This is a genomic window from Gottfriedia acidiceleris (assembly GCF_050457485.1).
Lineage (GTDB): Bacteria > Bacillota > Bacilli > Bacillales > Bacillaceae_G > Gottfriedia > Gottfriedia acidiceleris_D.
This window is the reverse complement of record NZ_JBCMJM010000003.1, coordinates 269,727-291,492: the sequence shown is the minus strand read 5'-3', so window position 1 is coordinate 291,492 and position 21,766 is coordinate 269,727. Positions and strand designations below refer to the sequence as shown.

Annotated in this window: 19 protein-coding genes; all 19 read left to right on the top strand. The window is 30.1% G+C overall.

All coding sequences use genetic code 11. The features are described from left to right. The first annotated feature begins 47 nt into the window (after positions 1-47). The 19 genes from galU (at position 48) to rfbA (ABEY15_RS03925) (ending at position 21,758) form a co-directional block, all read left to right on the top strand. Positions 48-935 (top strand): UTP--glucose-1-phosphate uridylyltransferase GalU, encoded by an 888-nt coding sequence (gene galU / locus ABEY15_RS04015; protein WP_429888605.1) that lies wholly within the window; start codon positions 48-50, stop codon positions 933-935. Positions 936-996: 61 nt separating this feature from the next. Beyond that, positions 997-1,701, top strand: coding sequence for a sugar transferase (locus tag ABEY15_RS04010; RefSeq protein ID WP_429888844.1), 705 nt, complete (start codon positions 997-999; stop codon positions 1,699-1,701). A 214-nt stretch (positions 1,702-1,915) separates the two neighbouring features. After that, entirely contained in the window at positions 1,916-3,049 is a 1,134-nt protein-coding gene (locus ABEY15_RS04005) for a glycosyltransferase family 4 protein (RefSeq protein WP_429888842.1), read from the top strand. Continuing rightward, positions 3,039-4,472 (top strand): lipopolysaccharide biosynthesis protein, encoded by a 1,434-nt coding sequence (locus ABEY15_RS04000; protein ID WP_429888604.1) that lies wholly within the window; start codon positions 3,039-3,041, stop codon positions 4,470-4,472. The genes ABEY15_RS04005 and ABEY15_RS04000 overlap by 11 nt, the downstream gene beginning before the upstream one ends. 470 nt (positions 4,473-4,942) lie before the next feature. Continuing rightward, positions 4,943-6,238, top strand: coding sequence for an O-antigen ligase family protein (locus ABEY15_RS03995; RefSeq protein WP_429888602.1), 1,296 nt, complete (start codon positions 4,943-4,945; stop codon positions 6,236-6,238). After that, positions 6,235-7,335, top strand: coding sequence for a glycosyltransferase (locus ABEY15_RS03990; RefSeq protein WP_429888600.1), 1,101 nt, complete (start codon positions 6,235-6,237; stop codon positions 7,333-7,335). Before ABEY15_RS03995 ends, ABEY15_RS03990 begins: the two co-directional genes overlap by 4 nt. A gap of 111 nt (positions 7,336-7,446) precedes the next feature. Continuing rightward, a complete protein-coding gene (locus ABEY15_RS03985) occupies positions 7,447-8,316 on the top strand; it encodes a glycosyltransferase family 2 protein (protein WP_429888599.1) in 870 nt (289 codons plus the stop codon). Between the two features lie 35 nt (positions 8,317-8,351). Beyond that, entirely contained in the window at positions 8,352-9,440 is a 1,089-nt protein-coding gene (locus tag ABEY15_RS03980) for a glycosyltransferase WbsX family protein (protein WP_429888597.1), read from the top strand. Between the two features lie 11 nt (positions 9,441-9,451). After that, positions 9,452-10,318 carry a glycosyltransferase family 2 protein gene (locus ABEY15_RS03975; protein ID WP_429888595.1) on the top strand — a complete coding sequence of 289 codons (867 nt, stop codon included), beginning with the start codon at positions 9,452-9,454 and terminating at the stop codon, positions 10,316-10,318. A gap of 13 nt (positions 10,319-10,331) precedes the next feature. Continuing rightward, complete coding sequence (rfbA, locus tag ABEY15_RS03970; RefSeq protein WP_429888594.1) at positions 10,332-11,210, top strand: glucose-1-phosphate thymidylyltransferase RfbA; 879 nt, start codon at positions 10,332-10,334, stop codon at positions 11,208-11,210. A 24-nt stretch (positions 11,211-11,234) separates the two neighbouring features. Next, complete coding sequence (rfbC, locus tag ABEY15_RS03965; protein WP_429888593.1) at positions 11,235-11,795, top strand: dTDP-4-dehydrorhamnose 3,5-epimerase; 561 nt, start codon at positions 11,235-11,237, stop codon at positions 11,793-11,795. A gap of 5 nt (positions 11,796-11,800) precedes the next feature. Further along, positions 11,801-12,652 carry a dTDP-4-dehydrorhamnose reductase gene (rfbD, locus tag ABEY15_RS03960; protein WP_429888591.1) on the top strand — a complete coding sequence of 284 codons (852 nt, stop codon included), beginning with the start codon at positions 11,801-11,803 and terminating at the stop codon, positions 12,650-12,652. A 4-nt stretch (positions 12,653-12,656) separates the two neighbouring features. Continuing rightward, the gene (gene rfbB / locus ABEY15_RS03955) at positions 12,657-13,676 is read left to right on the top strand and encodes a dTDP-glucose 4,6-dehydratase (protein ID WP_429888590.1); all 1,020 of its coding nucleotides are present in this window, start codon (positions 12,657-12,659) and stop codon (positions 13,674-13,676) included. Positions 13,677-13,880: 204 nt separating this feature from the next. Further along, positions 13,881-14,990 carry a non-hydrolyzing UDP-N-acetylglucosamine 2-epimerase gene (wecB, locus tag ABEY15_RS03950; RefSeq protein ID WP_429888588.1) on the top strand — a complete coding sequence of 370 codons (1,110 nt, stop codon included), beginning with the start codon at positions 13,881-13,883 and terminating at the stop codon, positions 14,988-14,990. 116 nt (positions 14,991-15,106) lie between these two features. Next, positions 15,107-16,396 (top strand): nucleotide sugar dehydrogenase, encoded by a 1,290-nt coding sequence (locus tag ABEY15_RS03945; protein WP_429888587.1) that lies wholly within the window; start codon positions 15,107-15,109, stop codon positions 16,394-16,396. 405 nt (positions 16,397-16,801) lie between these two features. Continuing rightward, a complete protein-coding gene (locus ABEY15_RS03940) occupies positions 16,802-17,554 on the top strand; it encodes a hypothetical protein (RefSeq protein WP_429888585.1) in 753 nt (250 codons plus the stop codon). Between the two features lie 228 nt (positions 17,555-17,782). Beyond that, a complete protein-coding gene (locus ABEY15_RS03935) occupies positions 17,783-18,736 on the top strand; it encodes a LytR family transcriptional regulator (RefSeq protein ID WP_429888583.1) in 954 nt (317 codons plus the stop codon). Between the two features lie 106 nt (positions 18,737-18,842). Then, entirely contained in the window at positions 18,843-20,573 is a 1,731-nt protein-coding gene (locus ABEY15_RS03930) for a phospho-sugar mutase (protein WP_429888582.1), read from the top strand. Between the two features lie 306 nt (positions 20,574-20,879). Continuing rightward, positions 20,880-21,758, top strand: a complete 879-nt coding sequence (rfbA, locus tag ABEY15_RS03925; RefSeq protein ID WP_429888840.1) for a glucose-1-phosphate thymidylyltransferase RfbA — start codon at positions 20,880-20,882, stop codon at positions 21,756-21,758. Positions 21,759-21,766 lie beyond the last annotated feature (8 nt).

Below are 21,766 nucleotides of genomic sequence, written 5' to 3'. Positions count from 1 at the left end.
ATTTTGAAGTTAACATTAAAATTTGGTTAGAAACATTGGAGGGTATTATGAAAAAAGTAAGAAAAGCGATTATTCCAGCAGCTGGTTTAGGAACAAGGTTCTTACCAGCTACCAAGGCACTTCCGAAAGAAATGCTTCCAATAGTAGATAAACCTACTATTCAATATATTATTGAAGAAGCAATCGAATCAGGAATTGAAGATATTATCATTGTAACTGGAAAAGGCAAAAGAGCAATTGAAGATCATTTCGACAATGCTTTCGAATTGGAACAAAATTTATTAGAAAAGAAAAAGTACGATATTTTAAAAGAAGTTCAAGCTCCATCACAAGTTGATATTCATTACATTCGTCAAAAAGAGCCACTTGGTCTTGGGCATGCTGTATGGTGTGCGCGTAAATTTATTGGTAATGAACCATTTGCTGTTTTACTTGGTGACGATATTGTTCAAAACGAAGATGGTAAACCCTGCTTACGCCAACTAATGGATGAATATGAGAACACGCACTCTTCAGTAATTGGTGTACAACAAGTGTTAGATAATCAAACACATCGTTACGGTATTATTGATCCATCTATTAATGAAGGAAGAAGATATGGAGTAAGTGACTTTGTTGAAAAACCTGCACCTGGTACTGCACCATCTAATTTAGCAATTATGGGACGTTATATTTTAACACCAGAAATTTTTATGTTCTTAGACGAACAAAAGCGTGGGGCTGGAAATGAAATTCAATTAACGGATGCGATTCAAGCACTAAACAAGATTCAACGAGTATTTGCTTATGATTTTGAAGGTAGACGTTTTGATGTTGGAGAGAAGTTTGGATTTATTCAGACAACGATTGAAATGGCATTAAAAAATGGTGAGTTACGCAATGATTTATTAAAGTTAATGGATGAAATATTAAAAAGAGACCTTATAAAACAATAAAGAAATTTTGTAAAGAAAATGAAAAAATTATAAAAAACTTCTTTATGAGGTTTTATTATTTATTGAGGAGAGAGAGTTAATGCCAGATACACAACTTGTAAAAGTTAATTATAATTCAGTTGTTCCAAAAACTAGACTGAAAAAATTAAATAATTTTTATTTATTTGGAAAGCGAACTTTGGACATCTGTGGAGCCTTAGTTGGGGTATTATTCCTAGGACTTACGTTAATATTTATTTCATTCATTTATTTGTTCGGCGAAAATAAAGGTCCTATCTTTTTTAAACAAAAACGAGTGGGGAAAAACGGTAAAGTTTTTTATATTTACAAATATCGTTCAATGGTTGTTAATGCTGAAGAAAAGTTAAAAACTAATAAAAAATTATACTCTAAATATATAGCAAATAACTATAAATTGGAGCCAGAAGAAGATCCGCGTATTACTAAATTAGGAGCATTTTTGCGTAAAACAAGTATAGATGAGATTCCACAGTTTATTAATGTATTAAAAGGTGAGATGAGCCTTGTTGGCCCACGTCCAGTTGTCGAAGAGGAACTAAAAGAGTACGAATATAAACAACATGAACTTTTATCAGTAAAACCTGGTATTACTGGATATTGGGCAGCTAGTGGTCGAAGTGAAGTGATTTATCCAGAACGAGTTGACTTAGAACTATATTATGTATATAATCAGTCTTTTTTATTTGATATTAAGATTTTGATGTTAACTATTATTAATGTGGCATTAAGAAAAGGAGCTTATTAATTTACTAAATATTATTCTGTATTAGAAAAAAGTGGAAGAAATTAAAGATTTCGTTTGTATTCTAATAATAAAACTCGGGAAATTTAAGGATATTACTTTTACAAATTTGGCTACTTTAGAAAGTTAGTCTATCTAATCATGTTTCTAAGAATTTGTTTATCATCAATATTAGAGGATTAATTTTTTGGTTAAGGAGTGAAACAGATTGAAATTTATGTTACTAACTGATGGATATCCTAGTGACGAAGATCTATATAGAAATGCATTTGTCCACCAGAGGGTAAGAAGTTATTTGGAAAATGGTTATAAAACTGATATCTGGATTTTGAATCAAAGTATGGATAAAGTTCATATTTATGAATTTGAAGGGATAACTGTTTACAGTGGAAATGAAGAATTATTTTTAAAACATATAAAAGAAAATGATGTTGATCGACTACTAATACATTTTTTAATAAAATCGATAATTGAATTATTATATAAATTAGAAAAGGATATTCCAATTGTAATTTGGGTTCATCTATTTGAAGTAATTAGATGGTATCGTAGATGGTTTGAATTCACGAATTTTGAATTCCTTAGATACATTAATTGGAACAGAATTCAATTGAATTCTTATAAAAACTTTGTTCAAAAAATGAAAAAAAGAGCTGTTTCTTTTATTTTTGTTTCTGAATGGATAAAAAATGTCGCAGCAAGGGATATTGGTATTGATTTTTATAAAGCAGACGTAGTTCATAATGTAATAAATACTGATTTATTTACTTATATACCAAAATCTAGTGAACAAAGAAAGAAAATACTTCTAATTAGACCTTTTGTATCAAGAAAATATGCGAATGATATAGCAGTTAAATCAATTATTGAACTAAGTAAACATAAAGAATTTAATGATATGGAATTTTGTATTTATGGGAAAGGTAAGTATTATAAGAAGTTGACTAAAAAACTTGCAAACTTTCCTAATGTTATTTGCAATAATAAATTTCTAAAACAAAATGATATTTCAAATTTACACAAGGAATTTGGGATCTTTTTGTGTCCAACAAGGCAAGACTCCCAAGGAGTTTCAATGTGTGAAGCGATGGCGAGTGGTTTAGTCGTTGCTACATCAAATAATACTGCAATACCAGAATTTGTTGAGAACAATGTAAGTGGTCTGCTTTCAAATAATTATAAAGAATTAGCTGATTCTATTTTAGAAGTATATAGAAATCCTGATTTATTTCAAAAAATATCTAAACAAGCAAGCGAAGATATTAAAAAGAAATGTGGGAAAGAAGCTACAATTACGAGAGAGATAGAGGTTATTATTAGTACAAGTAAGGGAACAGCAAATGAACAATAATAAAAATTTAGTTGAAAAATTTTTCCAATATGCGATTGGAAGTGGGATAACCCTTTTATTGGGCTTTATTTCATCTCCATTGACTACACGATTAATTAACCCTGAAAATTTTGGTAAATTTTCTATGTTTACATTATTCGCAAATGTTAGTAATCTCATTATTTTACTAGGACTTGACAATTCATTTGTGCGATATTTTTATGAAGAAACTCCTGGAAACAGAAAAAAATTACTTTTTAATATCTTGAAAATTTCAATAGCAGCATGTTCTGTTTTTTCAATTTTAATTATAATATTTTCAAATTTTATTTCGATAAGGCTATTCGGGATTTTTAATTACCAAATACTAATATTAATGGTATTGAATAATTTATTTATGCTTTTAAACAGATATGCTTTGTTGGTAGTAAGAATGCAACAAAAGGGTAAATTATTTTCTTTATTACAAATTTACCAAAAACTATCTAATATTGTATTGATTGTAATTCTATTTATTCCCTTAAATAAAGGATTTTTGACTTTAATTAATGCAAGTGTTTTATCGAATATTTTCGTTACTATTATAGCTATTTGGAAAGAACGTGAATATTGGGATTTTAAGAATATAAAAAAAATTGAACTGAAAATAACTAATGATGAATTACTAAAATACGGGATACCTTTAGTATTTACTTTCTTGCTTACATGGTTATTTCAATCTACAGATAGATTATTTATTAATTATTATAAAGGATCGACAGAATTAGGAGTTTATTCTGCAGCTTTTTCGATAATCGCACTATTGAATGCATTGCAGACTGCATTTACTACTTTTTGGGTTCCTGTAGCTTATGAAAGATATAAAATTGATCCTAATGATAAAAAATTTTTCGAAGATGCAAGTCAAATCGTAATAGTCATAATGTTTTTAATAAGTATTGGTCTGATATTTATTAAAGATTTTGTAGTATATCTTTTAGGAACAGAGTATAGGCAAGCCAGTTTCATTATGCCTTTTCTAGTATTTATGCCTTTAATGTATACAATTTCAGAAACTACTGTCAACGGAATTAATTTTATGAAAAAAACTAATTATCATATATGGGTGGCTTTATCTTCAGCTATTATAAATGTTTTAGGAAATTTAATTTTAGTACCAATATACGGTGCAGTGGGTGCTGCAATTTCAACCGGTATAGCTTATATAGTTTTTTTCACAGTTAGAACCTTAATCTCAAAAAATCTATATAAGTTAAATTATCAGTTAACTAAAATGTACACAATGACTTTATTAACTTGTGTATTTGCATTATATGCGAGTTTTAATACTTTTAATTGGATATTTTTTATTTTAGGGTCGATAAATTTGATGACTTTGATAATTCTCTATAAAGAAATAATAAAAAATTCTATTATCAAACTTAAAAAAAATAGAATCGTTTAGTTTTATAAACGTATGGAAAGAAATTAATGAAGAAATTTATAGATAATATGGAAGTTTGTCACAATTCCCCAATTATGAATAAATTTAGAGTTTCAAGAAATAAAAAAATATATAAAATTTTATTATATACCAAGTAACTTAGGATCTAAGTCCTCAACACATTACACAAATATTTATTTGGGGTATTTGTTGTGTTTTATACAAAGTTCATATTTTAATGAAATCTCCAAATATAGTAGTACTGGTAAACTAATTAATCAATGAGGTCATTATGAGAAGGAAGTAATAATTGGACATGATGATTGAACTGGTGCACAAAATATAAGTGAGATATCTTAACATATGCGGTAGTAGATTAAGTACCAGCTAATATAAAAAATCATATTTGAATATATATGGTTAATTACTACCATTTACATTTAGATATTTTTAGTTGAAATAATGGTTAATTATTTTAAGGGATGGTAAAAATGTTTCTATTTATAACTTTACTTAGTATTTACTTTTTCTTTAAGTCAAAGACTAAAGAATTATTTACATTATTCTTGATATTAATTATTTCCATTCCTAATAAGGTAGAAATTAAGCAATTTTTATTTATTCAATTAGGACGGGTAGATACAAGTTTTATTCCTTTGTATCTTTTAATTATTCATAGATTACTTTATATAGTATTAACTAAAAAGAAAGTGGTTTTTAATAGAGAACTTTTAATCATTTTTTTCTTTTCTATTCTATTTATCGTAATTTTAGTAAAAGGAATACTAAATAATAATTCTGCCTCTTTTATATTAGGAGAAGGAATACTTTATTTTAATCTTCTAATAGTATTTATATCTATAATGGTGTTGAAAAATAAATTGATTATGGAAGAAATTATATTTATTTTCAATAAATCTGTAATAATTTACTCGATATTAGTAATAACTTTGCAACTTTTTGGTAAAAGCCTACTATCAGTGCTATATAATGGACAATTTGATGGCAGGGTTACGTTTAACAACACGACTGCAATAGTACTTACGGTTATTATGAGTATTTATTTGCTAAAAAATAAGATGGATATGCTTCTAAGTTTATCTAGTATCATACTAGGAACTTGTGCAATTTTTATAAGTCAGAGCAGATCTTTGATAGTTGTTTATCTATTTTTAATAGGTGTAATCTTGTTAGAACTAACATCATTGAAAGTATCTAAGAGGATGTTTTACAAAAGAATTTTAATTGTAATGTCTTCAATTTTTACTTTTATTATTATTGGGATAATGTTGTGGAATTCAAATTTCGAATTAATAAACAGGTTGAAATATCGCTTTTTTTCAGAAGGTAATTTAACTATAAATATGAGAGAAGTTACGAATCAACAAGTCCTAACGTTAATACAAAAAAAACCATTTGGATATGGATTAGGTAAAGGATTAGACTTATATCATCCACAAGGTTTTGTTGTTAGTACAGGGTGGTATGTTGATAATATTTTCTATACGTTTGGAGCCAAAGCAGGTATATTTGGTATTTTAATATTAGTAATACTAACTGTAATTGTATTTTTGAAAATATTTAATGCATTTAAAAAATCGAATGGAAATCATAAAAGCTTCTTATTTATGTTACTAGTTGTTTCACCTATTTATTATTATTATATAAGTTGGATAAATGCTCAGATTTTATATGCATATCCAGTGTTTGTCACAGTACTAATAGTTTATAAAATATTCATTAGTCCTACTAATAATAAGAATTTGAAAGGAAGTAGTACTTATTGAAATTTTTGTATATAGCATTAGTTAATTTAAAAACAAAAGAATACCTGGGGATAAAAAAAAAAATCGAAGGACAACTTGTTGGATTAAGAGAGAATGGTATTAGTATAGATTTATTATACCTAGATGGAAATAAAGTATATTTAGGTAATAAAATTGTAAGTGATGCTAGGAATTATATTGAAGTATATCAGAAATTAATTGCTTCTAACTTATTTTCAGATTATGACGGTTTTTATATTAGACATAATCCTCCTTTTTCACCTTTTAGTTTTAAATTTATAAAAAAATTAAAACGAATGAACAGAAATAAGCATGTTTTATTAGAAATACCAACTTTTCCATATTATTCAGAATTTAAAAATGAAAAAAGTTTAAAAATGAAAGCATATTTATTATTGGACCGTTTATATTTTTCTAAATTAATTAAAAAATATGTTGATAAAGTTATTACTTTTAATTATCCCGAAGGCAGAGTATTTAACATTGATACAATTAATTTGGTTAATGGGATTGATCCAACTCAAATTGATTTAGTTAAGAAAAAAGTTTTTAACGGTAAAGTAAATTTATTAAGCGTATCTACAATGCTTCATTGGCATGGTATTGATAGAATATTAATCGGCTTAAAGAATTATTATAGTAATAAAGAAACTTATATGAATGATATAAGATTGCATTTGGTTGGTGAAGGTAAAGAGAAAGAAAAATTTGTAAAATATATTAATGAAAATAAATTAGAAAAATATGTAGTTTTTCACGGGAGTAAAACTACTAATGATTTGCAAAAAATTTATAATGAATGTGATATTGCAATATCCAGTTTAGGTCTTCATAGGATTGAAAAAGGTGATCCACTAAAAACAAAAGAGTATCTTGCTGCTGGATTACCCGTTGTAATTGAGGATTATTACTCATACTATCCAAGAGATACCGATTTTATTATGTTAATTCCTCCAGATGAAACTCCATTAGATATATGTAAAGTTTTAGAATTTCTTGACAAAAAGAAAACAAATTCGTTAGTTATTAGAAAGTTTGCAATGAATGAATATACATGGAGCTCACAAATGAAGGAAGTATTAAAAAGATTGAATTAATTCACAATAAATTAATGAGTAATTATAAATAATACTTTATTAGATTATTTAATATAAGTGTTCAATTAACTTCTTCTTTAAGAAATTATTTATAAGCATGAAGGAGTAAATATGAAAAAAATAGCTGCGATTGTTATAACCTATAATCCTAATGGTGAATTATTTGAAAATATTAGAACTTATGCAAATCAAGTGGAACTAGTAATTATTGTAGATAACGGCTCCAACTTTGAAACGGATATTTATTTTAAAGAATTAAAAAAAATATTCTTGAATTTAATAGTAATTAAAAATAACAGTAATTTTGGGATTTCAAAAGCACTTAACATTGGTATTAAAAAAGCAATAGAGATGAAAATGGATTTTATTATTACCTTTGATCAAGATAGTAAGGCACCAATAAATATGTTAAAAAATATTCAAGACAAGTACTTAGAGTTATCAAAGTTTCGGAGAGTTGGAATTATTGGACCTACTGCTATTGAAGAAAAATATAAGGATTGCACCCAGCACATTATTGAAGATATTTCAAATGTTTCTTTTCTAATTACATCAGGTTCTTTTGTTGAAATAAATGTTTTTGAGGATATAGGTTTTTTTAATGAAGAATTTTTTATTTATCATGTTGATTCGGACTTTTGTTTTAGAGTACTTGAACAAAATTACGAAATAATAAAGTTAAATAATGTGTATTTGTACCACAATGACGGTAACAAAATTAAAATAAGGATTTTTGGGAAATCCTTATATGTAAATAACTATAGTAATGTTCGACATTATTATTCAGTTAGAAATTTATTATACCTAACTAGGTTTTATTACCGTAAATTTCCTAAGCAAATTTTAAAATTTTTCATTGGGGAAATTCTTGATACTTTTAAAATACTGCTATTTGAGAGTGAAAAGCTTACTAAAATATTTTTAAAAATAAGAGGAATACAAGCATATCTTAAAAATGAAAAAGGGATAATGAAAAGTTAATTTTTATTTATTAAATAATAAAGGATGTAAATTAAATGAAGTATATTAGTTTTTATCTTCCTCAATTCCACGAAATTCCAGAGAATAATAATTGGTGGGGAAAAGGATTTACTGAGTGGGTAAATACAAAAAAAGCCGAACCATTTTTTAAAAATCACAAACAACCGAAAACACCTTTAGATGAAAACTATTATGATTTAAGTGAAGTAGAAACTATGGAATGGCAAGTTGAGCTGGCTAAAAAATATGGAATATATGGTTTTTGTTTCTATCATTATTGGTTTAATGGGAAGAGACTATTAGAGAAACCAATAATAAACTTTTTAGAGAATAAACAAATTGATTTTCCTTTTTGCCTTTCTTGGGCAAATGAACCTTGGACGAGAAGTTGGGATGGAAAATTAAATGAAGTATTAATGCCTCAAGAATATGGTAATAAACAAGATTGGAAACAACATTTTGATTGTTTGTTTGATTATTTTATTGATGATAGGTATATAAGAATTGATAATAAACCTGTCTTTGTAATTTATAGGCCAAGCGGAATAGAACATTGTGAGGAAATGCTTGAATATTGGAATGAATTGGCATTAAGTAAAGGGTTTGAGGGCATTTACTTTGTTGAAACATTAACATCTTTTGATAATAAGTATGTAAATGGATTCAATGCAAGTATCGAATTTGAACCTATGTATACACTTAAACATCATATGGACGTCAAAACCAATGTAAAGAGAGTATATAATAAACTCGGAAAAAATATTTTCACTAAATTAGGTATGGGTAAGAAATTATTTTTAGATAAAGTAAATTATGATGATGTCTGGAATGCAATAATAAATCGTCCAATAATAAAAAGAAGAGAAAACCATTTCTTGGGCTCTTTTGTGAATTGGGATAATACAGCACGAAAAAAGGACAAAGGATTAGTACTGACTGGTTTTTCCACAGAAAAATTTAGAAAGTTTAATCACCTTCAAGTTGAACGAGCTAAGAGCATTGAAAGTGAATTCATTTTTATCAATGCTTGGAATGAATGGGCTGAAGGAACGTATCTAGAGCCAGATAATGAAAATGAATATGGCTACTTAGAAGCACTTAATAAAGTAATTGATAATAATTAGGTGGAATTTAGATGAGGATTTCTATTATTATTCCAATTTATAATGGTGAAAAATATTTAAAAAATTTAATAAAATCTTTACGAGCACAGAGTTCAGTGATGGAAGTTGAAATAATTGCTGCAGTTAGTAGATCAAAAGATAATAGTTTAAGTTTAGCGAAAGAATTATGTGACGTTGTTTTTGAAGTTAATAATTTTAACCATGGTAGAACAAGGCATGAAGCTGCATTATTATCGAAAGGTGAATATCTTGTATTTATTACTCAAGATATACTTCCGTTTGATGAAACGTGGTTAACTAATTTAATTGAACCATTAACTAAAAATAATACAATAGTTGCAACATATTCTCGACAAACTGCTTACCCAAATGCAACGAGTACGGAATCTTATATTAGAGAATTTAATTATCCAAAAAATGATCGACTTTGTAATGATTCGACGATTAAAAAATGGGGTAGAAAAAATATATTTTACTCTGATGCATCTTCTGCAACCAAAAGAGATGTTTTTTTTCAATTAGGTGGATATAACTTTGATGTCATAACAAATGAAGATGTTACTTATGCTTTAAACGTAATTGAAAGTGGGAAGTCGATTCTATATAACTCTAAAAGTGTCGTATACCACAGTCACAATTTCAGTTTAAAAGAGAATATTGCAAGATATAAATTAATAGGAAAATACGAAAAGTTATTTCAAGATAGATTATCCCAATATAGTTCTAGCGGTGAAGGTATTAAGCTTCTTAAATTCGTAGCAACAAAACTATTTAAAGAAATTAAGTTTAAAGAATTATTTATATTTTTATTTTTAGATATACCAAGCAGATTAATCGCATATAAGGTTGGATATAATCAAAAACTTGAACAGGAATAAGGAGAGCTTTTTTATGAAAGGAATAATTTTAGCAGGTGGGAGCGGTACTCGTTTATATCCACTTACTATGGTAACAAGTAAACAATTACTGCCAATTTATGACAAACCAATGATATATTATCCATTATCAACATTAATGCTAGCAGGGATTAGAGAAATATTAATAATCTCTACGCCAGAAGATACACCACGTTTTGAAGCTCTTTTAGGGGATGGATCACAATTTGGTCTTTCTTTACAATATAAAGTTCAACCGAGCCCGGATGGTTTAGCTCAAGCTTTTATTATAGGAGAAGATTTTATAGGTAATGAATCAATAGCCATGATACTAGGAGATAATATTTATTACGGCAGTGGCATGAGAAAAATTCTTCAAAATGCTGCAAATAAGGAAAGTGGTTCAACTGTATTTGGTTATCATGTAAATGATCCTGAGCGATTCGGTGTTGTAGAATTCGATGAGAATGGAAAAGTATTAAGCGTAGAAGAAAAACCAAGTGAACCAAAATCAAATTACGCCATTACTGGTTTATATTTTTATGATAATCGAGTTGTTGAAATTGCAAAAAATGTTAAGCCATCTAAGCGAGGAGAATTAGAAATTACCTCTATTAATGAAGCATACTTAAAAATGGGTGAATTGGAAGTTTCGTTACTTGGAAGAGGATTTACATGGTTAGATACTGGAACACATCAAAGTCTAGTAGGTGCTACAAACTTTGTACAAACTGTAGAAGAGCATCAAGGTATTAAAATTGCAGCCCTAGAAGAAATTGCTTATATCAATGGATGGATTAGTAAAGAGCAATTATGGGATGCTGGGGAAGCTTTAAGTAAAACAGGTTATGGACAATATTTAATGAAGGTTGCCAGCGGAAAAATTAAATATTAATGCAAATAAGCGAGGAACTATTTAATGAAGAAAACAACTACGCTAATAAAAGATTTATACATTATTGAGCCTACGGTTTTTGGTGATCACCGTGGCTGGTTTATGGAAACATATAGTGATTCTAAATTCAAAGAATTAGACATCGATTTAATCTTTGTACAGGATAATCAATCTTTTTCCGCTATAAAAGGAACATTACGCGGATTACATTATCAACTAAATCCTAAGGCTCAAACAAAATTAGTACGCTGTACAAGAGGTGCAATTTTTGATGTTGCAGTTGATATACGTAAAGATAGTCCAACATTTGGTCAATGGTTTGGAATCGAGTTATCTGCAGAAAATAAAAAACAATTACTTATTCCAAAAGGATTTGCACATGGTTTTATGACCATTACTGATGATGTTGAGGTACAGTATAAAGTGGATGAATTGTACGCTCCAGAATGTGACCGTGGTATTATTTGGAATGATCCATCTATTGGAATTGAATGGCCTATAGACATAAAACCTGTTTTATCAGAGAAGGATGAGATAGCGCCTTTATTGAAAGATGCTGAAATGAATTTTAAATATGAGGATTAAATAAAATGAAGATTTTAGTTACTGGTTATAACGGCCAATTAGGCTACGATGTAGTTAAAGTAGGTAATCTGGTTGGATTAAACATGTACGGAGTTGGAAGAGAAGAACTAGACATAACTAAAGAATTAGATGTGAATCATCTTATCAATGAATTAAAACCGGATGCAATCATACATTGTGCAGCATACACTGCTGTTGACAAAGCCGAGGATGATAAAGAAAATTGCTGGAATGTTAACGTAGAAGGTACTAAATATTTAGCTAGAGCTGCAAAAAAGCACAATTCAAAATTTATGTATATTAGTACTGATTATGTTTTTAACGGACAAGGTGAAACACCTTTTACAGAAAATGATTCTCCTAATCCAATTAATTATTATGGTTTAACTAAATATGAAGGCGAAAAAATTGTACGAGGTCTAATAAATAAATGGTTCGTCGTTAGAATCTCCTGGGTGTTTGGGATAAATGGAAATAATTTTATTCGTACAATGTTAAATCTATCCGAAACTCGAAATGAATTAAATGTAGTAGGAGATCAAATTGGCTCACCGACATATACTTATGATTTGGCAAAACTTTTAATAGAAATGATAATGAGCGAAAAATACGGAATCTATCATTCTACAAATGAGGGATATTGTTCTTGGGCGGAATTTGCTAAAGCTATTTTCAAGGAATCTGGTAGAGAGGTTAAAGTTAATTCAATCACAACTGCAGAATATCCTACAAAAGCTACCCGTCCAATAAACTCAAGATTGTCAAAAGAAAAACTTGTAGTGAACGGATTCTCACCACTTCCGGCTTGGCAGGAGGCTTTGAAAAAATATTTAGAAGAATTATCACAAGAGGTGTAAAAATATGATAAAGAAAAAAATTCTAGTAACAGGTGGGGCTGGATTTATTGGTGGAAACTTTGTTCAATACATAGTTTCGAAATATCCACAATATGATATCTATAATTTAGATTTATTAACGTATGCTGGTGATTTAACAAAACATAAAAGTATCGAAAACAGTGAAAATTACCACTTCATAAAAGCTGATATAGCTGATCGTGAAGCAATGATGACATTATTTGAAGAAGAGAAATTTGATTTTGTTGTCCACTTTGCAGCTGAAAGTCATGTGGATCGTTCAATTACTGATCCAGGTATATTTGTTAAAACAAACGTTTTAGGGACACAAGTGTTATTAGATGCTGCAAAAAGTATTAATGTGACAAAATTTGTCCATGTATCTACAGACGAAGTATATGGTGAATTAGACTTTGACCCAACCACATTCTTTACTGAACAAACGCCTTTACAACCGAATAGTCCATATTCTGCAAGTAAAGCATCATCTGACTTATTAGTGCGTGCATATAATGAAACTTACGGGTTACCAGTGAATATTACACGATGTTCAAATAACTATGGACCGTTCCATTTCCCAGAGAAGTTAATCCCATTAACCATTTCACGTGTACTAAATAACCAAAAGGTACCAGTTTATGGAACTGGAGAAAATATTAGAGATTGGTTACACGTAATTGATCATTGCGCTGCCATTGATTTAGTAATGCATGAAGGTGCTAATGGAGAAGTTTATAACGTAGGTGGCCATAATGAACGAACAAATTTAGAAGTTGTTAAAACGATTATTAAAGCATTAGGTAGATCTGAAGATTTAATTGAATATGTTCAAGATCGATTAGGTCATGATAAACGTTACGCGATTGATCCTAGCAAATTAGAGAAGTTAGGTTGGAAGCCAACGTACAATTTTGAAAAAGGTATTGTCCAAACAATTCAATGGTACTTAGATAACAAGGAATGGTGGGAAACTATTATTTCTGGTGATTACCAACAGTATTTTGAAGAGCATTATCAAATGTAAAAAATTAAGGTGTAACTTAAAAAGTTATACCTTAATTTTATTTAATATTATTTTTGAGCATAGGCCAAATTGCTTAGAAAACGAAATTTTCTTCAGAATCAATTATTGAAATAGCCATGAAGATGGCATCAACAAAGTCCAAATGTAAATGTGAAATAAGTGGACCTAACTATACTACTTATATTTGTATAAGGAGAAATAAGCATGACAATTAAAGTAATGACAATTTTTGGAACAAGACCTGAAGCAATTAAAATGGCGCCACTTGTGCTTGAATTAGCTAAATATCCAGATCAGATCGAATCAATTGTGACGGTTACCGCTCAGCATAGACAAATGCTAGATCAAGTGCTCGGAATTTTTGAGATCACGCCTGATTATGATTTAAATATAATGAAGGATCGCCAAACTTTAATCGAAGTAACAACTCGCGGTTTAGAAGGGCTAAATAAGATTATGCAAGAAGTAAAGCCAGATATTGTATTAGTTCATGGTGATACGACAACTACCTTTATTGCTAGTCTAGCAGCTTTTTATAATCAAATTTCAATCGGGCATGTTGAAGCAGGTTTACGTACTTGGGACAAGTATTCACCATATCCAGAAGAGATGAACCGTCAATTAACTGGTGTAATGACTGATTTACATTTTGCACCGACGACAAAAGCTGCACAAAATTTATTGGCTGAAAATAAAAAAGAAGAAACAATTTTTATTACTGGTAATACTGCAATTGATGCACTTAAAACAACAGTAAAAGAAGAGTATACTCATCCTGTTCTTGATCAGATTGGAAATGACCGATTAGTCTTAATGACTGCACATCGTCGTGAAAATTTAGGGGAACCAATGAGAAACATGTTTAAAGCGATTAAGCGATTGGTCGAGAAACATAGCGATATTCAAGTTGTGTATCCTGTACACATGAATCCTGTTGTTCGAGAAATTGCAAATGAAGTCTTAGGAAATGACACTCGAATTCAGTTAATCGAACCACTGGATGTAATTGATTTCCATAACTTTGCTGCAAGATCTCATTTGATTCTAACAGATTCTGGAGGTGTTCAAGAAGAGGCACCTTCATTAGGCGTACCAGTTCTTGTTTTGCGTGACACGACTGAACGTCCTGAAGGAATTGACGCTGGTACATTAAAGCTTGCAGGTACTGACGAAGAAGTGATTTTTTCATTAGCGGATGAGTTATTATCTAATGAAGAAGCTCATGCAAAAATGGCAAAAGCTTCTAATCCATATGGTGATGGTGAAGCTTCTAAAAGAATTACCGAAGCGATTGTTCAACATTTTAAAAAATAATCTGATGTTGTGAATAATGTGATTGTTGAACGGTAAGTATCTATAGTAAATTTCTTGAAAAAATTAATTAAAAATTAACTTTGTAATTTATTAATATTTAAAAAGGTGGAAACAAAATGAAAATCTGTACAATGGGATTAGGATATATCGGATTACCAACTTCTGCAATGTTTGCAAAATATGGAGCAGAAGTTATTGGGGTAGATATACATCCAACTGTAGTGGAAATGCTTAATAATGGAGAAATTCATATTGAAGAGCCCGGTCTTGGTGAAGTAGTCAAAGAAGTAGTAGAGAAAAGATTATTTCGGGCTTCTCTTACACCAGAAGAAGCGGATGCCTTCATCATAGCTGTTCCTACCCCTAACAATAATGATGAGTATAAGTCTTGTGATTTAACTTATGTATTAACAGCTACAAAGCAAGTTTTGCCATATGTAAAAAAAGGTAATGTTATAATTGTAGAATCAACCATTGCACCTCGAAGTATGGATGATTATGTAAAACCTCTTGTAGAAGTAGCGGGTTTCAAAGTGGGAGAAGATATCTTCCTTGTGCATTGTCCAGAGCGTGTTCTTCCAGGACAAATTATGCATGAACTAATTTACAACAATAGAATTGTTGGCGGTGTAACTCCAGCATGTACTGAAGCAGGTGCGGAAGTATATAGTTTATTTGTTAAAGGGGAAATTATTAAGACAAATTCGAAAACAGCGGAAATGTCTAAGTTGATGGAAAACACATTCCGTGATGTAAATATTGCACTGGCGAATGAGTTAACGAAAATTTGTAATTCACTCGAAATAAATACATTAGATGTAATAGAAATGGCAAATAAACATCCTCGTGTAAACTTGCACCAACCCGGTCCTGGAGTTGGTGGACACTGCTTAGCAGTTGATCCTTATTTTATCGTAGCAAAAGCGCCAGAATTAGCAAAAATAATTCAATTATCACGTGATACAAATGTATCTATGCCTAAATATGTTGTAGACAATGTAAAAACAATACTAAACGGTATTGAAAACCCAAAAATTGCAGCATTCGGAGTTACCTATAAAGGTAACGTAGATGATATGCGTGAAAGTCCGGCTATGGATATTATTGATCTTCTTCGTAATGAAGGATTAACAGTGGCCGTTCATGACCCACATGTTGAATCTGATATCCTTCAGTTATTATCAGCAGAGGAAGCAGCCTCCGATGCACATATGATTTTAGTATTAACAGATCATAACGAATTCAAAGAAATGGACTATGACAAGCTGGCAGAACTTATGATTAAGCCTGTTGTATTTGATACACGTAATTGTGTAAAAGTAAAAGAAAACGGCAAGATACAAATTCTAAATTTTGGAAATCTTTATCAAGCGATACGTTCTACTAAAGAAACTATCTTAAAATAAAATAGTTTACTATGTATAAAAAGTAGGATGTTTTCAATTATTTGAAAATCTATATTATTCCAATAAAAATATTGATTAAACTATAAAAGAGTCATAGAAAAATTTGAAATAAAAGATCAATTTTAAGTTGAAATGAACAACAAAAAATCAAGCACACGGAAATTTGTAAAGATGACCATGTGTTTGATTTTTTGTAGATATTTTTATTCAACAAACTTAATTCGTCTTTCTAAGGTGATATACTTCTACAAGATTCTTTAGTGTTATTTAATAAAAACTTTATGGGAAACAATTTATTTTTTAAAAGTTGTTAATGTGGTTTAATAACTAATATATTGACACTTCCTATTATTGCATTATCATAGTGATTGTAAATATTTATTGAAGTTAGTAAAGGAGAATAGAATGCTACGAAAATTAAATTTATTTGTTGTTATTTTAGCAATTTCGGTTCTAATTTATGGATCTTATCATTATAAAGGCAGAGTAAATAGGATTTCTGCTAAAACTACAGAAACTACTGATAATATTAAAGAGGTAGAACAAAAGATTAAGACAAGTCAATATCAGTTATTATCTAAAAATCTACCCAAAAAAATTGTTACGTTACTAAAAGAAAAAAAACACGTGAATCTGTTAATTGTCCAAGAAGATAAACAGCATAATAACGATTATTCATCATTATTAAAGGAGCGATTAAATGACAATTACGGTGATGGTATCTGGTCTGTATCTGTACTTTCATATGAAGATCAAACTTCAAAAGATTTAATCGAAGGAGATTTTGCAAAACAAGTCAATGGAAAGAAAGCAGACATGATTCTTTTTGAAGTACCGTTAATGAATGATAATGGTGTCGTTCGAAGTGAGGATTCAATTGCAAATTTACAAAAAGTAATTGATAAGATCGGAAAGACCTCTGTTGTAGTAGTGCAACCAAATGAACCAATCTATCAATCTGAATTCTACCCAAAAGAAGTTGCCGCATTTAAGAAAGCGATCGAAAAAAGGGATATAACTTATTTGGATAATTGGAATGCTTGGCCTGATTATAAGACACAAGCATTTACTGAATACGTTGGTGAAAATAAAAATTTAAACGAAAAAGGTCAAGAATTATGGGGTAATTACTTATCTCAATATTTTATCGCAAATTAAAAAACTCAATGTACAAATTTGTACAAATATGCACCTCAGTTGTTGTACACAACTAATAATTTGGAGGTGCTATTTTTTTGATTAAAATTATTTAAATGGTAAAAGTAATAAAAAGTATTTGTGGAACAGTGTAATTAGTAGTACGAATATATATATTACGTTTTTTTAAGTAAACTAGTTTTATATGTTTAAACTAAATCCGACTATTTAATTTAAAGGAGAATTTTTGTGTCTAGAAAAGAAAAAATAGCAAAAAAGAAAATGTCCACAACAAAAAAGATATTACTAAGTGTCCTGATAGCATTAGTTGTTATTGCTGCTGGGATAGGTGCCTATGCGTATTCAATTTATAATAATGTAAATAAAGCAACAGAGGCAATGCATAAAGATATAAAGAAAACAGACAAGCGAGAAGAAGCAGTAAATGTAGGAAAGAAAGAGCCTTTTTCAATTTTACTTTTAGGTGTTGACCATCGCCCTGGTGATCGAGGTCGTTCAGATTCGATGATAGTATTAACCGTTAATCCAAAAGACAATACAACGAAAATGGTTAGTATTCCTCGTGATACAAGAACTGAGATTGTTGGAAAAGGTAAGCAAGACAAGATTAACCATGCTTATGCATTTGGTGGAATTCAAATGTCAATTGATACAGTTGAAAACTTCTTAAATATCCCGATCGATTATTATCTTGAAGTAAACATGGAAGGCTTTAAAGATATTGTTGAGGCTGTAGGTGGAGTCGATGTAAATAATGATTTAGACTTTACTTACGAAGGTGTCCACTTTAAAAAAGGTCCACTTCATTTGAATGGTACTGATGCGTTAAAGTATTCACGTATGCGTAAGTTAGATCCTCGTGGTGACTTTGGACGTGAAATGAGACAAAGACAAATAATGGAAGAAGTTATTAAGGAAGGTGCAACATTCTCTTCTTTAACTAATTATCAATCAATTTTACAAGCGATTCAAAAAAATGTTGTGACCAATATAACTTTAGAAGATATGATTTCTATTCAGAAAGACTATCGTACTGCTGCAAAAAATATTAAAGAATCACAAGTTACCGGTGAAGGAAAGAAAATTGATGGAATCTATTATTTATTAGTACCGAAAGAAGAACAAGATTCTATATCTAAAGATTTACGTCAGCATTTAGAATTACCTTTGGAAACAAAATAAAATTTTTAAAAAATTAAATAATGATTCAAAAATATCAAATCAATTGTCAGTATAGAAATAAATTGGCAATTGATTGTTTTTTTATAAAAATAAGAGGAAAATACATATGAATTATAAAAGTCAATTCAAAAAATGGTACGAACATCCGACAATGGATGATGAATTAAAAACTCAATTAGAGCAAATGAAATCAAATGAAAAATTAATAGAAGACAGCTTCTACAAAAATCTAGAATTCGGAACAGGTGGAATGAGAGGGGAACTCGGTGCTGGAACAAATCGTTTGAACATATACACTGTACGAAAAGCATCTGAAGGACTTGCACGTTTCATCGAGCAACAAGGAGAAGAATCAAAAGGTCAAGGAGTTGTAATTGCTTACGATTCTAGACATAAGTCGCCTGAGTTTGCAATGGAAGCAGCGACAACACTAGGAGCACATGGAATTAAGACATATGTATTCGAAAGCTTACGACCAACACCTGTTTTATCATTTGCTGTTCGTCATTTGGGCGCATTTAGTGGGATCGTACTAACGGCAAGTCATAACCCACCTGAGTATAACGGTTACAAAGTATATGGTCCTGATGGTGGGCAACTACCCCCTAAAGAAGCAGATACATTAACTAATTTTGTAGATCAAGTAGAAGATGAATTAACAATTAAAGTAGCTTCGAAAGATGAGTTACTGACTAGTGGTTTACTAGAAATGATTGGCGAAAAAGTAGACTCTGCTTATTTAGAAGAGCTAAAAACGGTAGTTGTGAATGCTGATATTGTTAATAGGCATGCGAAGAATTTAAAGATTGTCTTTTCACCATTACATGGAACATCCAATATTCCTGTCCGTAATGGATTAAGAATGTTAGGTTATACAAATGTAACTGTAGTCAAAGAACAGGAGCTTCCAGATCCAAATTTTACGACTGTAAAGTCACCAAATCCGGAAGAACAAGCTGCATTCGAGTTAAGTATTCAGTATGGTGAGAGAGAAAATGCAGACGTATTAATTACAACTGATCCTGATGCGGACCGTTTAGGTGTTGCTGTTCGTAATCCTGAAGGTGAGTTTACGATTTTAACAGGTAACCAAACTGGTGCATTAATGCTTGAGTATTTATTATCACAAAAGAAAACACTTGGTACTTTACCTGGGGATGGTGTAGTTTTAAAAACAATCGTTACATCTGAAATTGGACGAGTGATTGCACAAAGTTATGGTGTTGATACAATTGATACACTTACCGGATTTAAGTTTATTGGTGAGAAAATTAAAGAGTATGAACAGACAGGTGAATATAAGTTCCAATTTGGCTATGAGGAAAGTTATGGCTATTTAATTCGTGATTTTGTGCGCGATAAAGATGCTGTTCAATCTGTTCTTTTAGCATGTGAAGTAGCAGCTTATTATAAATCCCAAGGTAAAACATTGTATGATGGATTACTAGAAATCTTTGAAAAATATGGTTACTTTAAAGAAGATTTAGTTTCAATGACGTTAAAAGGAAAAGATGGCGCGGAACAAATCCAACAAATGATGAATGAGTTTCGTACGAACCCTCCAAAAGAATTTGCTAGTCTTGCCGTTGCAGTCATTGAAGACTATAAGGAAAGTACCAAAACAATACTTAAAGATAGCACATCAAATGAGATTGATTTACCAAAATCAAATGTTTTAAAATACATTTTATCAGATGAATCATGGTGTGCACTACGACCATCAGGTACTGAGCCGAAGATTAAATTCTATTTCGGTGTAAAAGGAAAATCATTGGCAAATAGTAATGAAAAATTAGATGCAATTAAAAAAGATGTATTAAGTCGTTTTGATAAGTAAGAAAATCTAGTAAAAAAAAATCTAAAACTAGAAAACTTTGATTTGTTTCATGCAGATTGTTTAATGCTTATTTTGTATTTCTAAATAAACACTGTTAAATTTTTAACAGTGTTTATTTTTAAGAAACTACCCACATTTACTTCAATAATAACCCTCCAGCTTATTCCCTACTTAATCAATTAAAAATATCTTCCAATCAGAATTACCCAACCATTCTCCTTTCTAAGAATTTAACCTACACATCCCCATCATCATAATAATATATATATTCCTAAGATCATGAGTAAAATTTAGGAGGTCTTAACAATAAAAGGCATTATACTTGCAGGCGGTAGCGGTACTCGACTTTATCCATTAACAATGGTGACTAGTAAGCAGCTATTACCTGTGTATGATAGACCAATGATTTACTATCCACTATCTACTTTAATGCTATCTGGTATTAAAGAGATTTTAATTATATCGACTCCAGAGGATTTACCACGCTTTGAAGCATTGTTAGGTGATGGTTCTCAGTTTGGTATTTCTTTGAAGTATAAAGTACAGCCTTGTCCTGAGGGATTGGCTCAAGCATTTATTATTGGTGAAGAGTTTATCGGAAACGATTCTGTTGCGATGATACTAGGCGACAATATTTATTATGGCAGTGGTTTGCGTAGTATTTTTAAGAAAGCAGCGGCAAAAGAAAGCGGAGCAACAGTGTTCGGTTATCATGTTCAGGATCCTGAGCGATTTGGAGTTGTAGAATTTGATGCGACTGGAAAAGTCTTGAGTATTGAAGAAAAGCCTGTAGCGCCAAAATCAAATTATGCCGTTACTGGATTGTATTTTTATGATAATCGTGTCGTTGAAATTGCTAAAAACGTAAAGCCATCAAGTCGTGGGGAATTAGAGATTACTTCTATAAATGAAGCTTATTTAAGTTTGGGTGAATTAGAAGTGGAGCTATTGGGTCGTGGCTATACATGGTTGGATACAGGAACACATGAAAGCTTAGTTTCTGCAACTAATTTTGTAAAAACAATTGAAGAGCATCAAGGAATAAAAATATCTGCTCCAGAAGAGGTCGCTTATATTAATGGGTGGATCGATAAAGAACAATTATTACGTTTAAGCGAATCGCTTAGTAAAACAAGTTATGGTAACTATTTACGAAAAGTTGCAAATGGCGAGATTAAATATTAGCTTAAGGG

Bases quoted from the DNA above. Each gene is read 5' to 3' on its own strand.
- ABEY15_RS03940 (WP_429888585.1), top strand. From the start codon at position 16,802: ATGCTACGAAAATTAAATTTATTTGTTGTTATTTTAGCAATTTCGGTT.
- rfbB (WP_429888590.1), top strand. From the start codon at position 12,657: ATGATAAAGAAAAAAATTCTAGTAACAGGTGGGGCTGGATTTATTGGT.
- ABEY15_RS03980 (WP_429888597.1), top strand. From the start codon at position 8,352: ATGAAGTATATTAGTTTTTATCTTCCTCAATTCCACGAAATTCCAGAG.
- rfbC (WP_429888593.1), top strand. From the start codon at position 11,235: ATGAAGAAAACAACTACGCTAATAAAAGATTTATACATTATTGAGCCT.
- ABEY15_RS04000 (WP_429888604.1), top strand. From the start codon at position 3,039: ATGAACAATAATAAAAATTTAGTTGAAAAATTTTTCCAATATGCGATT.
- ABEY15_RS03945 (WP_429888587.1), top strand. From the start codon at position 15,107: ATGAAAATCTGTACAATGGGATTAGGATATATCGGATTACCAACTTCT.
- wecB (WP_429888588.1), top strand. From the start codon at position 13,881: ATGACAATTAAAGTAATGACAATTTTTGGAACAAGACCTGAAGCAATT.
- ABEY15_RS04005 (WP_429888842.1), top strand. From the start codon at position 1,916: ATGTTACTAACTGATGGATATCCTAGTGACGAAGATCTATATAGAAAT.
- ABEY15_RS03930 (WP_429888582.1), top strand. From the start codon at position 18,843: ATGAATTATAAAAGTCAATTCAAAAAATGGTACGAACATCCGACAATG.
- ABEY15_RS03985 (WP_429888599.1), top strand. From the start codon at position 7,447: ATGAAAAAAATAGCTGCGATTGTTATAACCTATAATCCTAATGGTGAA.
- ABEY15_RS03975 (WP_429888595.1), top strand. From the start codon at position 9,452: ATGAGGATTTCTATTATTATTCCAATTTATAATGGTGAAAAATATTTA.
- ABEY15_RS03995 (WP_429888602.1), top strand. From the start codon at position 4,943: ATGTTTCTATTTATAACTTTACTTAGTATTTACTTTTTCTTTAAGTCA.
- rfbD (WP_429888591.1), top strand. From the start codon at position 11,801: ATGAAGATTTTAGTTACTGGTTATAACGGCCAATTAGGCTACGATGTA.
- rfbA (WP_429888594.1), top strand. From the start codon at position 10,332: ATGAAAGGAATAATTTTAGCAGGTGGGAGCGGTACTCGTTTATATCCA.
- galU (WP_429888605.1), top strand. From the start codon at position 48: ATGAAAAAAGTAAGAAAAGCGATTATTCCAGCAGCTGGTTTAGGAACA.